This window comes from Corynebacterium sp. MSK073 (genome assembly GCF_030232085.1).
GTDB lineage: Bacteria > Actinomycetota > Actinomycetes > Mycobacteriales > Mycobacteriaceae > Corynebacterium.
This window is the reverse complement of sequence record NZ_JASPIY010000007.1, coordinates 55331-69607: the sequence shown is the minus strand read 5'-3', so window position 1 is coordinate 69607 and position 14277 is coordinate 55331. Positions and strand designations below refer to the sequence as shown.

General features: G+C 58.4%; 18 protein-coding genes. 7 read left to right on the top strand and 11 right to left on the bottom strand.

Annotated elements, in window-relative coordinates; genetic code table 11:
• Window positions 1-3: 3 nt before the first annotated feature.
• Together QP970_RS06290 and dcuC are read right to left on the bottom strand one after the other, a co-directional pair.
• Window positions 4-1335 (bottom strand): lyase family protein, encoded by a 1332-nt coding sequence (locus tag QP970_RS06290; protein ID WP_239269187.1) that lies wholly within the window; start codon window positions 1333-1335, stop codon window positions 4-6.
• Between the two features lie 48 nt (window positions 1336-1383).
• Window positions 1384-2751, bottom strand: a complete 1368-nt coding sequence (gene dcuC / locus QP970_RS06285; protein WP_239269188.1) for a C4-dicarboxylate transporter DcuC — start codon at window positions 2749-2751, stop codon at window positions 1384-1386.
• Window positions 2752-2993: 242 nt separating this feature from the next.
• On the opposite strand from dcuC, the gene mscL reads away from it, so the two are divergent.
• Complete coding sequence (gene mscL / locus QP970_RS06280) at window positions 2994-3491, top strand: large-conductance mechanosensitive channel protein MscL (RefSeq protein ID WP_239269189.1); 498 nt, start codon at window positions 2994-2996, stop codon at window positions 3489-3491.
• 110 nt (window positions 3492-3601) lie between these two features.
• On the opposite strand, the gene QP970_RS06275 is transcribed toward mscL, so the two are convergent.
• The 5 genes from QP970_RS06275 to QP970_RS06255 all read right to left on the bottom strand — a co-directional run bounded on the left by QP970_RS06275 (window position 3602) and on the right by QP970_RS06255 (window position 6931).
• Window positions 3602-3835: a hypothetical protein gene (locus QP970_RS06275; RefSeq protein WP_239269190.1), complete on the bottom strand. Its 234-nt coding sequence runs from the start codon at window positions 3833-3835 to the stop codon at window positions 3602-3604.
• Window positions 3836-3862: 27 nt separating this feature from the next.
• The gene (locus tag QP970_RS06270) at window positions 3863-4471 is read right to left on the bottom strand and encodes a MogA/MoaB family molybdenum cofactor biosynthesis protein (RefSeq protein ID WP_239269191.1); all 609 of its coding nucleotides are present in this window, start codon (window positions 4469-4471) and stop codon (window positions 3863-3865) included.
• A 60-nt stretch (window positions 4472-4531) separates the two neighbouring features.
• Window positions 4532-6013: a S1C family serine protease gene (locus QP970_RS06265; protein ID WP_239269192.1), complete on the bottom strand. Its 1482-nt coding sequence runs from the start codon at window positions 6011-6013 to the stop codon at window positions 4532-4534.
• A gap of 459 nt (window positions 6014-6472) precedes the next feature.
• Complete coding sequence (rpmF, locus tag QP970_RS06260; RefSeq protein ID WP_005279913.1) at window positions 6473-6646, bottom strand: 50S ribosomal protein L32; 174 nt, start codon at window positions 6644-6646, stop codon at window positions 6473-6475.
• 15 nt (window positions 6647-6661) lie between these two features.
• Window positions 6662-6931, bottom strand: a complete 270-nt coding sequence (locus QP970_RS06255) for a type B 50S ribosomal protein L31 (RefSeq protein ID WP_005279912.1) — start codon at window positions 6929-6931, stop codon at window positions 6662-6664.
• A 513-nt stretch (window positions 6932-7444) separates the two neighbouring features.
• Between QP970_RS06255 and rpmB the strand changes: the two genes are divergently transcribed.
• From rpmB to QP970_RS06225, 6 genes are all read left to right on the top strand, one after another.
• Window positions 7445-7681, top strand: coding sequence for a 50S ribosomal protein L28 (gene rpmB, locus QP970_RS06250; protein WP_005279911.1), 237 nt, complete (start codon window positions 7445-7447; stop codon window positions 7679-7681).
• 2 nt (window positions 7682-7683) lie between these two features.
• Window positions 7684-7848 (top strand): 50S ribosomal protein L33, encoded by a 165-nt coding sequence (gene rpmG, locus QP970_RS06245; protein WP_023025964.1) that lies wholly within the window; start codon window positions 7684-7686, stop codon window positions 7846-7848.
• 3 nt (window positions 7849-7851) lie between these two features.
• Complete coding sequence (gene rpsN, locus QP970_RS06240; protein ID WP_005279906.1) at window positions 7852-8157, top strand: 30S ribosomal protein S14; 306 nt, start codon at window positions 7852-7854, stop codon at window positions 8155-8157.
• Window positions 8158-8172: 15 nt separating this feature from the next.
• Complete coding sequence (gene rpsR / locus QP970_RS06235; RefSeq protein WP_005279904.1) at window positions 8173-8427, top strand: 30S ribosomal protein S18; 255 nt, start codon at window positions 8173-8175, stop codon at window positions 8425-8427.
• Between the two features lie 331 nt (window positions 8428-8758).
• Window positions 8759-9541, top strand: coding sequence for a putative nucleotidyltransferase substrate binding domain-containing protein (locus QP970_RS06230; protein WP_239269193.1), 783 nt, complete (start codon window positions 8759-8761; stop codon window positions 9539-9541).
• 111 nt (window positions 9542-9652) lie between these two features.
• Window positions 9653-10372, top strand: a complete 720-nt coding sequence (locus tag QP970_RS06225) for a TetR/AcrR family transcriptional regulator (protein WP_239269194.1) — start codon at window positions 9653-9655, stop codon at window positions 10370-10372.
• Window positions 10373-10409: 37 nt separating this feature from the next.
• On the opposite strand, the gene QP970_RS06220 is transcribed toward QP970_RS06225, so the two are convergent.
• From QP970_RS06220 to purN, 4 genes are all read right to left on the bottom strand, one after another.
• Window positions 10410-10889: a hypothetical protein gene (locus QP970_RS06220; RefSeq protein ID WP_284869785.1), complete on the bottom strand. Its 480-nt coding sequence runs from the start codon at window positions 10887-10889 to the stop codon at window positions 10410-10412.
• A 167-nt stretch (window positions 10890-11056) separates the two neighbouring features.
• A complete protein-coding gene (locus tag QP970_RS06215; RefSeq protein WP_239269196.1) occupies window positions 11057-12055 on the bottom strand; it encodes a hypothetical protein in 999 nt (332 codons plus the stop codon).
• 31 nt (window positions 12056-12086) lie between these two features.
• Window positions 12087-13619: a bifunctional phosphoribosylaminoimidazolecarboxamide formyltransferase/IMP cyclohydrolase gene (gene purH, locus QP970_RS06210; protein WP_239269197.1), complete on the bottom strand. Its 1533-nt coding sequence runs from the start codon at window positions 13617-13619 to the stop codon at window positions 12087-12089.
• Window positions 13620-13646: 27 nt separating this feature from the next.
• The gene (gene purN / locus QP970_RS06205) at window positions 13647-14255 is read right to left on the bottom strand and encodes a phosphoribosylglycinamide formyltransferase (RefSeq protein WP_239269241.1); all 609 of its coding nucleotides are present in this window, start codon (window positions 14253-14255) and stop codon (window positions 13647-13649) included.
• Window positions 14256-14277 lie beyond the last annotated feature (22 nt).

Sequence of the window (14277 nt, the reverse complement as noted above, 5' to 3'; positions counted from 1 at the left end):
TATTTATTCCTGCGCCGATTCCGCGATTTCAACAGCTTGGCCGATGTAATTAGCTGGATTTGTCAGGGACTCAAGGTCCAGCTTTTCCGTAAGGCCCGCGAGCTTCGGGTGGGCTGCGCAAAACTCTTCCAGGCAGGTGCCGTTCTCTCTATTGTCTCGGGCGAATTCCTGAAGAACATCGTGTGCGGCGCTGTGACCAATATGCGGTGCCAGCTCCATCATGATTCCCTCAGTCATCAACGAAACACCCGCGCTTTTTACGTTGTCCTCTAATGCCTGGGCATCAAAACGCAAACGAGGAAAGAGCTGGTCCAGCTTTTCCAACGCTCCATCGACGGCAACAAAGATTTGTGGAATCAGGTTGCGGTGGATCTCGGATTGGCGGTGGTCGCGTTCAAAGGTGGCCGGTGCTTGCGTCAGCATGTTTGCCGCCATGCCACAAGCCATGCTGGCTCCCACGGAAATTTTCATTGTGGCAAAGGGATTGAGTTTTTGCGGCATGGTAGACGATCCAGAGGTATGCGCATCCATGTCCTCGCGGGCCTCGACCAGATCGGATTGCTGCATAGCAAAGAGATCCTCTGCAATCTTGGCCAAACTTTGCCCCAAGGTAGCCACGGTCGACGCAAGCTCTGTCATCGTATCCGAGCTCGCATGCCAGGAAACCGGTTGATAAACCAGTTCCAATTCTTTGGCAAGGCGCCGACTTAACTCAGGTCCTTGTTCTCCAAAGGACGCCAGCGTGCCTACAGCACCGGTAAATTGAATCTGTTCCGTGCGCTCTCGCATCGCTTCCAAGCGTTCCCGGCTCCGGCGCAGCTCCGCGTTCCACCGCGCAAAGCGTGTACCCAGTGTCGTCGGCAGTGCATACTGTCCATTGGTACGCGCGACCATTAACGTTCGGGCGTGCTCGTGAGCGAGGTTGGCGGTAGCAGCGATAACGGCGTTCAGGCGTTCCAGTATCAGGTCGGTAGCTGCTTTGATCTGCAGGGCCCGCGCGGTATCCAAAATATCTTGAGTGGTCGCCCCGAAATGGACCCAACCACGCTGGTCTTCCGGAATCGCGTCCCGCAATGCATCGAGGACAGCAACCGAAGGATTGCCAACCCCGCCGCTTTGGGCCTTTTCTATCAGCTCATCACTGGCGACTGCATTATCTGAGATCGCCTCGGCAGCCTCCTGCGGGATAATTCCCATGTGTCCCTGCGTCCGCGCCATTGCCGCTTCAACAGCGAAAATTTTCCGGATAAGTTGTGCTTCTTCCCAGTGGGCTTCCATGTCCGCTGTGACATGGCCCTTCTTCTGAAAAGACGAGTTCAGTGCGCCGATTCCCATGATAAATTCCTTCTTCTTAGAGGTTTAGGTTGTAATCCCAGAACGTGCTTAGAGCAAGACCAGGCTGGATACGATCATCACGACGAAGCCAACTCCCATTGGAAGCAGCGTGCGGCGAATAAGCTCGGTGGTAGAAATTCCCACGCCACCAGCAACGGAAATGATTACTCCGGAGACCGGAGACACCGCGCGAAACAAGCCGCTGGCAAATTCCATTGGGGTAATCACTGCCGCTGCCGAAGCGCCGAGTCCGCGGCTGACATCTGGCACCAAGCTGGCAAAGGAAGAAAATGCGCCGACACCGGAACCGGTCAGGAACGTCACCAAACCCACAATCAAGGTGAATAGGAGGGTGATGACGATTGCGCCTGCACCGAGTTGCTGTCCTCCATCGATCAGCATGGAAATGGCGCCTGTGGCCGTTAAACCGGTGGCAAAGATTTGTGCCGCGATAATCAATGCGACGATGCCACCGAACATCTTTCCCATGCCCGTAAAAAAGGATGTGGCTTGTTCGGTCGCGGTGGAAAAAGAACGGTGGCGAATGATTTCGCACAGCAAGGCTATGAGCCAGACGATTACGAATGCTCCAACCGTGGTTAGCTCGATGCTGTCATTAACCAAGGGGCTAAAGATCACCAACAAGATAATGGGCAGTGCGAGAAATACCCCGTACCACTTCGGGCCAGCCTCACCAGAACCATCGCCCATGGTGTCGGTTTCCTTGTACTCTTCCAACTCCCGCTTATCGTAATGCTGCTGCACGAAGTAGTGAGTTATCGCAATTGCAATGGCAGTGGGAATGGCCACGATCAGCTGATACTGGACGAAGTAGACGACTGGGGATAAATCAATGGTTCGCGCCGACAGCACCGAAGTTCCCGATGCCGGCCCCATTGGCAACGCGGAGGCTGACACGATGACCGCGCCTGCTGCGGCGGGGCTAACCCCTACTGCCTTCAACACTGGCAGCAATAGCACTAGAAGCAAAATAGCGAGCCCGGCAGCGCTGGGGATAAACATAAAAAGCACCACGCCGAGGAAATACGTGAGAATTAGCGTGATGTAGGGGTGCTTGAACTTTGCGATTGGAGCGGCTAGCACCTCAACCAGTGCCTGCGAGGCGCCGATCTTATTCATATATGCTGAGAAGCCACCGGCCGCCATAATAATGAGGCCGACGCCTGTTAATTGGCTACCAGCAACTTGTTCGAATATGCCGATGATGTCCAACCACCGGGAGCCGGTGGAGTCTTCCTCATCTAAAACTCCGTAGCCAGCTTTGGCCGCAGTGGAAACTGCAATGAGAATAAACCCGGCAAGCAATAAAATAATGACTGGCTTATGACCTTTAACAAGGAAGTAGCCTGCACCAATGGTAACTGCCAAGGCAAATAGAGCGAGTGCGATATTCATGCTGGGATCCCTTCTGCCCACGCATTAGAATACTGTTATTTTTACAAACAATATTTTTACATTCTACTATCACACTAACACTGAATACCTATATCGCAACCGGTGTGCATTAGTTAACAAGGCAACATTAGTGCCGCCTCCGCCCCTCCGAGTTGTCAATACTTTTAGCTTGAACTAAACTCCCTGCTTGCTCATGGTTCACACCCATCCTTACCTACCCCCAGAAAGGTTCGTCTTCTCCCATGCTTAAGGGCTTTAAAGACTTCATTATGCGCGGCAACGTGGTCGAACTTGCCACCGCAGTCATCATCGGTTCCGCATTCACGGCGATCGTCACTTCCGTGACGGATTCCATCATCCAGCCGATCATTAACTCCCTCGGCTCCGCCGAGGTCGATGGCTTGGGCTTCCAAATCACCGATAATAAGTCCACCCTCGTAGACTTTGGCGCCGTCATTACCGCCGCGATTAACTTCCTGATCATCGCCGCAGTGGTCTACTTCCTCATTGTCATGCCGCTGAACAAGCTCACTGAAGCTGCTAAGCGCCGCCAGGGTGTGGACCCAGAGGCCCCGGCACCAACCTCGGAAGAACTCTTGGCAGAAATCCGCGATCTTCTGCAGGCGCAGAACGCTGATGCTGTCACCACCGCAGATAAGGCGCTTAGGGATGCTACTGCAGCCGAGAACACCGATAACTCCACTGCTTCTGAGGGCAAGCACAGCCGCCACGACGACTAATCCTTGCTAAAGACACAGCTGAGCCCGTGCCCACCTTCGCAATGAGGGAGGACACGGGCTTTTGTTAAGACTGCATTAGCATTTCCAAGCTCGCGAATAGGATGCGCGGGCTACCCGCCGTGGTGCGGCGGCTGGTTCTCGCGGTAAAACTCTTCGCCGCGCTCGGCTGCTTGAGCTCCGTCGCCTTCTGCCGCGGCATCATCGAGAGTGACGATGCGCTGTGCATCGGCACCTTCTCCACTAGCTAATTCCTGCTCTACCGGGCGATCCGCGCTGCGGTCATATTCCGGCGCATCTGACTGCCTGAATACACGCCTGCGCTGGCGGCGTGGTTGAGAGGTCATGGCAGTATCTCCCCCCTTTCCTTCGCGTTATTGCACGCTGGATTCTTGCAATTGATCCACAAGGTGGTGGACCAGCGGGGTCAACGTGGCCATGCCGTCGCGCACGGCAGCGCGCGATGGTGCGAGGTTGACCACGACGGTGGAACCAGAAACGCCCGAAATGCCGCGGGATGCACACGCATCGACCGCGCCGCAAGCCTGACCAGAAGAGCGCAAGGCCTGGGCCACGCCCGGCACCATCTTGTCGATGACCCCAGTAGTAGCTTCCGGGGTCTTATCGCGCGGGCCTACTCCGGTTCCTCCGACGGTGAGCACGAGATCCACACCGCCGACGACGCCAGTTTCGATGGCTTGCCGGATCTTGGATTTCTTCGAACGCACGACCACCGAACCATCGATGCGGAAATTCGCCTCTGCCAAAAGCTCAGTAACCAGTTTGGCGGTGCTATCTGAATTTTCGCCGGGGTGATCCGTGACGATCACGACGAGCGCGCGGCGCGGCGCCGCCACCCGGTCCTCCTTCTCGCTGGCCAAGAGGTAGGCGTCATCCGGCTCCGCCACATCCCGCAAAGCGTCTGTGGAAGCCGAATTCTCCAACCTAGTGGAGTCGGTCAAGTCTTGCTGGGAGTCTGCCATTTTTCTCCTTCAAAGAAACGTCGGGGCGCAATGCGGACACGGCGCGGGCTGCGTTTTAATCTACTCGCCCGTCAGGGTTACCTCTACCTGACGAGTATCATCCGAATTTCCATCGGATACTTCCAAGGTGACGGTCGCACCGAAGTCTTGGGAACGCGCGGCAGCGATAAGCGCATCGGCGTTTTCAATCAGCCGGTCATTGACGCGGGTGACGATATCTCCCTGCTTCAAACCTGCTTGTTCCGCCGGGCTCCCCGGCTCGACCTCGGCAATGCGCGCGCCATTTCCGTCATCGCGCGCCAAGACCTTAACCCCCAAGGTGGGGTGAGTTACCTGTCCTTTATTGATGAGCTCATCCGCCATCCGCTTAGCAAAGTTGGAAGGGATGGCAAACCCGAGGCCGATAGAGCCGCCCTCGCCCGTGGCTTTATCAGACAACGAGGCAATCATCGAGTTCATACCAACGATATTGCCGTCCATATCCACCAAAGGACCGCCGGAATTGCCGGGGTTAACGGCGGCGTCAGTCTGGATGGCATCGATAAGCGAAGACTCGCCACCCTCCTGGGACGCACGCACCGGACGGTTCTTTGCGGATACGATGCCAGAAGTCACCGTGGCATTGAGTCCAAGCGGCGAACCGACGGCGACTACCTCTTGGCCAACCGCTACCGCATCCGAGTCGCCGAATTGGAGGTGCGGCAGGTCTTGCACGTCCTTGATCTTGATGACGGCGACATCCGTATTGGCATCGGAAGCCACGAGATCGGCTTCGTGCTTGCTACCATCGTTCAAGGTCACCTGCATGATGCCACCCTGTTCCGCACCGGCGATGACGTGGTGGTTGGTCAACACGTAACCATCGGGAGAAATGATCGAGCCAGAGCCTTCCGCAGCCGAGGTCCGAGTAGCGGTCTGAATGGATACCACGGCCGGCAAAACCTTGGAGGAAACCGCTTCCACCGAACCTTCCTCTGGTTCCTTACCCATGCTATTGGCGGCCGGTTGGCTGTGAAGAGCCTCGTTAACCACGGACGTACCGCTGCTGGACTGGTTCTTACCCACGACCACACCGGTAATGGAGCCTGCTGCAATTGCCGCTACCGCTGCGATTGCGGTCGCGGCGCCAAGTCCGATCTTCTTTTTCTCCTTAGGCTGCGGCGGCAAAGGCGTTACCCCAGGCACGGGCGGCTGGCCGGGTTGGTTGTTCACAGGCCCTTGCTGGGAATCATCGCCCTGCTGACTAGAGAAGCTGGATGTTTCATCCTGCCCCCGGGTAGCACTCGGCTGAGCGCCACCAAAGAGGCGATTGCTGGGCGGGGTGTGCTGCCCGTATGCGGAAGCTTGTGCATCCTGCTCGTTGATGCGCGGCTGGTTCCAGCCCTGGGAATAGGTTCCGTTGGAATATGCGGATCCAGAATTCTGCTGCCCACCGCGCGGCTGGTTATACGGCGCCTGCCCATTGTTCATGCCGTAGGGTTCCTGCGGGACACCGTGCGACTGACCATTATTGCCGCGGTTGTCATCATTCCTCATGTTCATAGGAACACTATGCCTCGCTTCGCTTAGTCACAACTTAAACTACTCTGCCAACGTACTAGAAGTTCCTGTGAAGTTACTGTAGACAATAAGCTGCCCAAACTCGCCGCACACATCACCCCCTTCACGCTCGTACACGCCTTCACAATCGCCGCACTACGCACCTTTCATGCTGGGGCGCGAACCGCCACGAGCACAATCGCAGAGAAAAACTGATCCACCATCGGGTTAGTGCGCTTTTATATTAATTTTAGGATTAGCCTGGCCTTAACTTGAAGTGGATTTCCTTGGTCTTTAAGACCCGAAGAGTAGACAGCACTGGCACAGCCCAAGTCTCCCCCATCGCTTGGCGCCGCCCAGGCCGGAAGGCGCTTTTTAATATCCCTTTCCCGGGCCTAAAACATCACAACCCCCTCGCAGTCGCTAATAAGCAACCGGGAGGGGGTGGGATTGAAAGCAGGCTTAGAACTGCTCTACGTCAACCAGGCCGAGCTTAGCGGCCTTGACCAGACGGCGCGGGATGCGCACGGTCTGACCATCGATGGTGACTTCCTGGAGGGCGACGTTGTCAGCCTTCCACTGGGAACGACGTGCGTGGGTGTTCGCACGGGACTTCTTAAACTTAGGAGTTGCCATTTTCTCTTCTTCTCCTTACGCGTTCTTCTTCTTGCGGCGAGCCATGGCACCGAAGCGCTGGTTGAAGCGCTCGACACGGCCAGCGGTATCCATAACGCGCTGTGCACCAGTCCAGAACGGGTGGGACTCAGCAGTAACGTCAACGACGATGAGCGGGTACTCGTTGCCGTCTTCCCACTCAACGGTGCGAGAAGAGGTAGCGGTGGACTTGGTCAAAAAGGAGTGACCGGTACCAGCATCGCGGAAGACCACTGGGTGATAATCCGGGTGGATGTCTTTCTTCATAGATATTCCCTCAGGGTTGGACTACGGGTCGGTTCCGCACACTGAATAATGACGGTACGGATCGTGCCCGAGTTGGGATGTACAGTTACAGCTCGCCCGGCGGCACTAAGCGCGCCGACCGATAACCTGAATTATCCTACATTCCACCGTCATATATACGAAATTGCTCACCTGCGGCAACCACAGTCGCCACAGGCGCACATCTACGCCCCACTCGTTATAGTAAGCTTTCGAACTTCCCCAATGCGTTAGGCAGTGCTGCTTGATTATCGACGCAAAGACGACGGCTTTATGCGCTAGGCTATCGCGGCAGCGATTAGGTATATCGTGAGTAAGGCTGTAAGATTTGCTCTTGCTGTTGTCAAAATATACGTATTACGCCCCGTCTACTGGTTTTTGACGACGATGCCGCACCTGCTCACACCTCACTTTTTGAGCACTGCCACCCTCACACGGCAGTCGGCACGTAGTCGTTTATAGCCACGATGTGGGCGGCTAGGAGAAAGAAGACCCATGTCGGCTATTTGCCAGGTAACGGGCCGCAAGCCGGAATTCGGCAAGCAGGTCTCGCACTCGCACCGCCGCACTTCGCGCCGTTGGAACCCCAACGTGCAGCGTCGTCGCTACTACCTGCCCTCTGAGGGCCGTACCATTACTCTGAATGTTTCCACCAAGGGTATGAAGATCATTGACCGCGACGGCATCGAGTCCGTTGTTGCCAAGATCCGCGCACGTGGGGAGAAGATTTAAGTATGGCACGTAACGATATTCGCCCAATCATCAAGCTGAAGTCCACTGCGGGCACCGGTTACACCTACGTGACCCGTAAGAACAAGCGCAATAACCCGGATCGCATCTCCCTGAAGAAGTTCGATCCGATCGCCCGCAAGCACGTCGAATTCCGCGAGGAGCGATAATTCATGGCTAAGAAGTCCAAGATCGCTAAGAACGAGCAGCGCAAGGAAATCGTCGCCCGCTACGCGGAGCGTCGCGCTGAGCTCAAGAAGATCATCAAGAACCCGAACACCCCGGATGAGGAGCGTTTGGAGGCTCAGTTCGAGCTGAACCGCCAGCCCCGTGACGCTTCCCCAGCCCGCGTTCGTAACCGCGACGCAGCCGATGGCCGTCCGCGCGGTTACCTCCGCAAGTTCGGCCTGTCCCGTGTCCGTATGCGCGGCATGGCTCACCGTGGTGAGCTGCCGGGCGTTCGCAAGTCCAGCTGGTAAAGGGGTAATTGCACAATGGCTAATAAGCGCAATAACCAAAAGAAGTTCCGTATGGAGCAGAGCCGTCGCCCGAAGAAGAACCCTTTGAAGGCTGAGGGCATTGAGAAGGTGGACTACAAGGACACCAAGACTCTGCGTCTATTCATCTCGGATCGCCACAAGATCCGTTCCCGTCGCGTCACCGGCTTGACCCCGCAGCAGCAGCGTCAGGTTGCTACCGCAGTCAAGAACGCACGCGAAATGGCTCTCCTGCCGTTCACCACCCGCTAAACAGTAGCTGGGTATCAACAGCGCACTTTTGCCGCTGGCAAGTGTGACACGGTAAAAGAACCATAAACTTTCGCCGCCTACCTTTCGAGGTGAGGCGGCGAAAGTCGTTTTGGGGTCTTTTCGAGCGCTACACCGCAAGCGCGCTCCACCTCGCGGCAACACCACCCGCACAGCTCCTCCACGCACGCCTCCAGTCCCGGACGCGACGCACCCGCCGCACGCTCCCCCAAGCGCTACTGTGCTATTGCATAAGTGTTACATTTATAGCAATCCTGCGCCGCACAACTTTTAGATGCGCACCGCTTTGCAATGAGTGAAAGGCAGTGACTGTATGGCCCTGCATCAATCCCTTCTCGATCTTTCGGAGCTTGCTCCCCATTGCCAGTCCCGGGCAACCGCTCGCGGCTTATTGGCGGAGGCACAAGATGTCTTGCGCAATGCGGTAGCACACCAGGACGATGAGATTGAATTAGCCAATTGGTTTTCGCGGCTGCTGACAGATATCGTGCGCGCACCGGGCGTGGACGCGGATATCCGGTTAACCGGCGCGGCCGCGCGCGGTGATCAGCTGCCCAGCATGTCCATCGAGTGGATGGGAGAAGACGGCGATTTGGAGTCCGTTTTTCGCGATGTCGGGCTAGAGGTACATCAAGCAGCCGATTCCATGGCAGCGCGCGTCGATGCCGGCCTGCCTTTAGGCCGCGGCGGCGAGCAGGCCTTATTGGAGGAGGCCTTGGCCCAGCGCCCGCCGCTTCTGCAGCGCGTTGGCGGTTTGCCCGATCGCAGCGCGGCCGTGGATATCAAGTCCATGCTGTTATCCCCCATCGCCGCGATTGCGCGCTGGGCGGCACCGGGACCGCGCCCCACGGTCGATCGCCTCGCCATTGGCCAAGAGCGCGGGATGCTCACAACAGAGGACACAGAGACCTTGGACCTTGCATGGCGCACGGGCTATTCGGTAGAAATGCGGCGCTGGTTCGATAATGTGCACGGCCGCGAATCCATTCTGCAAGACCTGCCACCGCTGGAGCGCACGGCCTACGGAACGGCCTGCCGCATGGTGTCTGCGACCTTCGAGTCCATCTCCCGACGCACCGCGGATGGCGCGAATTAGAATCGCCACAAAGTTCTTCTGCCACGCATGCGGTCCGCGCCAGCGGGCTACAGGGCTGTAGAGTTGTTGAGTAAAAGCATTTTCTGCTGAGAGAAAGGAGGCGTCCGCCGCATGTCAGGAAACGTCGGTAGGCCGCGTAAACATAGCCCCCGCCGCAGAGGCAATAGCGCCCGGGAAGAGATTTTGGACGCCTCCTCAGAGTTATTTACCACCCAGGGCTTTGCCACAACGTCGACTCACCAAATCGCGGACGCGGTGGGCATACGTCAGGCATCGCTGTACTACCACTTTCCCTCCAAGACGGAGATTTTCCTCGCGCTGCTTAATTCCACCATTGAGCCTTCGCTGGAGCTAGCCGATGAGCTGGTGGATTCTGATGCCGAGCCGGAGCAGCGCCTGTGGTCCTTGGTCGCCGCGGAATCGCGCCTTTTGCTCACCAGTGGTTGGAACGTCGGCCGGTTGTACCAGTTGCCGGTGGCCAATTCGCCGGAGTTTTCGGAGTACCACAGCTCTCGCGAACGGCTGCAGAGCCACTTCCGTACCACCGCCGCTGCCATTGTGGGAGACGCGGACCCGCGTATCGAATTGCCTTTCCACATCGCACTATCTGTCATCGAGATGCGCCCCAATGATGGCACGCCTCCCTATGCAGCGGCCCAGTCGGTTCCGGAGACCGCTGCCATGCTTGCCGATGCCGCCCTTGCAGTCCTCGGCGCCACCGTCCCCGAGAACGCGGAAGCCATGACGCTGGAGTTACTAAAGAACCGCAATGACTCGATCTCTGCGGCTGCGGCGGCTGCTGCAGACCGCAAGAAGAAAAAGTCTCGCTAACCACTTCCTTGTGGAATCGTTAACCACTAACCAGTGGTTAACGTTGCCAGGAATCGGTAAAGTCCGCCGTTGCGGCCAACCCGCCGCCCTCGCGCACGCTAATCCCGCTGGGGGTTACAACGATGGTCGAGGGCGAGGCATCCACGTAGTAGTTACCGCCGTCTTGGCCAATGATGGATCCGGTAAATTCGCCGCCGAAGATGGTGGACCGGTAGGTCAGCGTTCCTCCCGTGTTTTCGCAGACAATGGCCCTCCCGTCTGGGCCTTTACCGGCGAAGACGACGCGCTCAAAACGGTGACAATCGGCGTAGGTATTAATATCGGTCCAGCCGTATTCACCCAGGCCGTCGATGAAGTCGCCTCCGCCGCCATTAGTGGTCTTCGGCGGCTGTGCCTGTTCTTGTTCGGTCTCGGTCACCGTGACCACGGGTGGTTCTTTGTCTTGGGTTTCCGGGGACTTTGTTGCCGTCGAGGTTTCTTCGGTGGAAGTCTCCGTCGTGCTTTCGACGGTGGTCATACCGCCATCGCCGGAAAAGTCGGGCTGATTCCCATCCGTGCTACTGCTACAGGCGCTTAAAACGATGCCCGCGGTCGCTACTACGCCGAGGTGCAATCCCCAACGCACACGAAAAGTTAATTGAAAGTGCGGCATGATAAGTCCTTTCTCATAAGCCGGAAGTGGGGCTAACAAGCTGGGGTGGGCCAGGCAATATCGGCCTTGGAAAGATCGAGCGCCATGCCCGAAAGTATTGGTTGGGCGGAGGCGTATTGACCATCGGGGGCCGAGGCGATGAGCGCTACCGCCACCTCTCGGCCGCCGATGGTGGCAAGACCCATCTGCCGCACATCATAGCCGCCCGCGGTATCTGGGCCCCAGCCACCTTTAAGGGCGGCACCCTCTAGGTTGCGCAGGCCATAGCTTTGGGCGGGGTCGGGAGTAGACATCGCGGTGAGGATGGGCTCGGCACCGTTGACGCAGCGCAGCTTCGCCATGAACGCGGCTTGGTCGCCCACGCTCCACTGCGTTTGCCCGAAGGCGCTAAATTCCGGGCGGGTGACCTGGCTTTGTACCTGGGTGGTGGTATCGCCGGCCTCAGCTAATACCTGTTGCGCGGCCTGGGCGGCTTGTGCGCCGCCGCCGAGTGCGTCCCAGGCGGATTGCGCCGCTTCATTATTGGAATAGGTAATCGCAGATGTCACCACATCCGGGCCGATAAGCCCTGCGCGATGGGCGGCGATGAGCACCGGCACCTTGGAGGTGGACCAGGCGGTTTCGGGCGCGGTGCGCCCGGCGGCAACGGTGGTGTTGCCATCCGATACCGCGATGCCTACATTCCCGTAGTTGGCGGCGATGCGGTCGAGTTCGCGCTGCAGGTCGCCGGCCGACGCCAACTCACCGTCACCAGCTCCGGCTCCAGCATTGGCATCGGCTGGGGCATCTGGCTGGGCATCGGCCGGCGTAGCCTCGGCCTTCTCTGCGGCATCGCGAGGGCTATCCGCCCTATCCGCTGCGCTCTCCGTAGAGCGCGACGTTTCCTGCTTGGCGATGTCCGGCTCTGATTCCGTCTCCTGCTCGCCCTGCCCGCACGCGCTAAGGCACAGCGCCCCGGCCATAACTAGGCCGCCGAGCGCCATGCGCCTCGGGGCGGTACGCCTCGGTGCGGTGTGGGTTGGTGCGAGCATGATCAGAATCCTTAGGTGTCAGGCGCTATCGCTAGTGCGCGAAGTGGCGCGTTCCGGTGAGATACATCGTAACACCAGCGGCCTTAGCTGCCTCGATAACTTCTTCATCGCGGATGGAGCCGCCGGGCTGGACAACGGCTTTGACGCCGGCATCGAGAAGCACTTGCAAGCCGTCGGCGAAGGGGAAGAAGGCATCGGAGGCGGCGAAGGAGCCTTGGGTGCGGTTGGTGGCATCAGCAAGCGTATTGGCGCGCTCGACCGCAAGCTTGGCGGAATCCACGCGGTTAACTTGGCCCATGCCCACGCCGACGGTCGCGTTGTCCTTAGCCAGCAAAATGGCATTGGACTTGACCGCGCGCACCGTGCGCCAGGCGAATTCGAGCTGGGCCAAGTCCTCGTCGCTCAGGGCCTCGCCCGCTGCCAGGGTCCAGTTTTCGGGCTTATCACCCTCGGCCTGGTAAGTATCCGGCTCTTGGCGCAGCACACCGCCGGAGATGTACTTGCGCTCCTCGCCTTGTTCCTCTGGCTCGGCCAAAAGAACGCGCAGGTTCTTCTTGGACTGCAGAATCTCCAGCGCCTTATCTTCATAGGCGGGTGCGACGATAACCTCGGTGAAAATGCCCTTGACCTGCTCGGCCATCTCTACGCTGACCTCGCGGTTGACGGCAATAACCCCGCCGAATGCGGACATCAGGTCGCAGGCGTGCGCCGCGCGGTGGGCCGCAGCGATGGACTCGTCCGATACGGCGATGCCACAGGGGTTGGTGTGCTTGATAATCGCCACACAGGGGCGCTCGTGGTCCCAGGCCGCGCGCCACGCAGCGTCGGCGTCCTGGTAGTTGTTGTAGCTCATTTCCTTGCCGTTGAGCTGCTGGGCATTGGCCAGACCCTTGGTGCCAATCCGGGTGACGGTGGCGGCCTGGTGGGAATTCTCGCCGTAGCGCAGCGAGGTGGTCTCCTCGCCATCGCTGAGCTGGCCCACGAACCATGCGGAGACCGCCGCATCGTAGTTAGCGGTGTGAAGGAAGGCATCGCGGGCGAGCCCACGGCGCTGGTCAAGGCTAAATCCACCCTCCTCAACGGCCTGGGTCACCTCGCCATAGCGCGCCGGATCCACGACCACGGCAACGGACGGGTGATTCTTGGCGGCCGCGCGCACCATGGACGGTCCACCGATGTCGATCTGCTCCACGCATCCATCGAAGTCCGCGCCGGAGGCTACCGTTTCCTGGAAGGGATACAGGTTGACCACGACGAGCTGGAAGGGCTCTACCTCAAGCTCGTTGAGCTGCGCCAGGTGGTCTTCCTTGCGGGTATCGGCCAGGATCCCGGCGTGCACGCGCGGGTGGAGCGTCTTCACACGGCCTTCCAGGCACTCGGGGAAACCGGTGAGCTTTTCTACCGGGGTGACCTCGATTCCCAGGTCAGCAATCTTCTTGGCGGTGGAGCCGGTAGAGACGATCTCTACGCCCGCCTTATCGAGTGCGCGGGCCAGATCCTCCAGCCCCGTCTTGTCGTACACGCTAATGAGTGCGCGTTTTACCTGCTTGCGGTCTTCGCTCATGAGGAGGATTAAGCCTTTCGAAAAGTCTTAGTCTGCGAGTTGAATAAAAAGTTCCTCGCCGCGGGGCTGCGCCGCGCGCAGCACGTCGACGATGAGTTCGCGCTCTACCTTCTTAATGCGTTCGTGGAGACTTCCTTCATCATCGTCTGCCCGCACGGCCACCGGCCGCTGCGCAATGATGGAGCCGGTATCCACGCCCGCGTCCACGAAATGGACGGTAGAGCCTGTGACCTTCACGCCATACTCCAACGCATCGCGCACCCCGTGCGCGCCCTTAAACGCAGGCAATAACGCCGGGTGGGTATTGATGGTGCGGCCTTCGAAGCGGCGGAGGAACCCTTCCCCCAAAATCTTCATAAAGCCTGCGGAAACAACAATGTCTGGCTGCGCAGCATCTACTGCATCAGCCAGACATGTATTCCATTCGGCACGGTCCGCGCCCATTTCCACGATCTCGGTATCGATATCGCGTTCTCGGGCGCGTTCAATACCTCGACATGGTTTATCCGCCACCACTTTCACCACACGGTAGCGCTCATCCTGGGCATCCAAGATGGCTTGCAAAAGCGAGCCCGTCCCAGAGACAAGCACAACAACTCGTAGGCGATCAGTGGCAGCAGTAGCGCGTGGTGGCATCGGTGAAGTCACGCGCTATAGC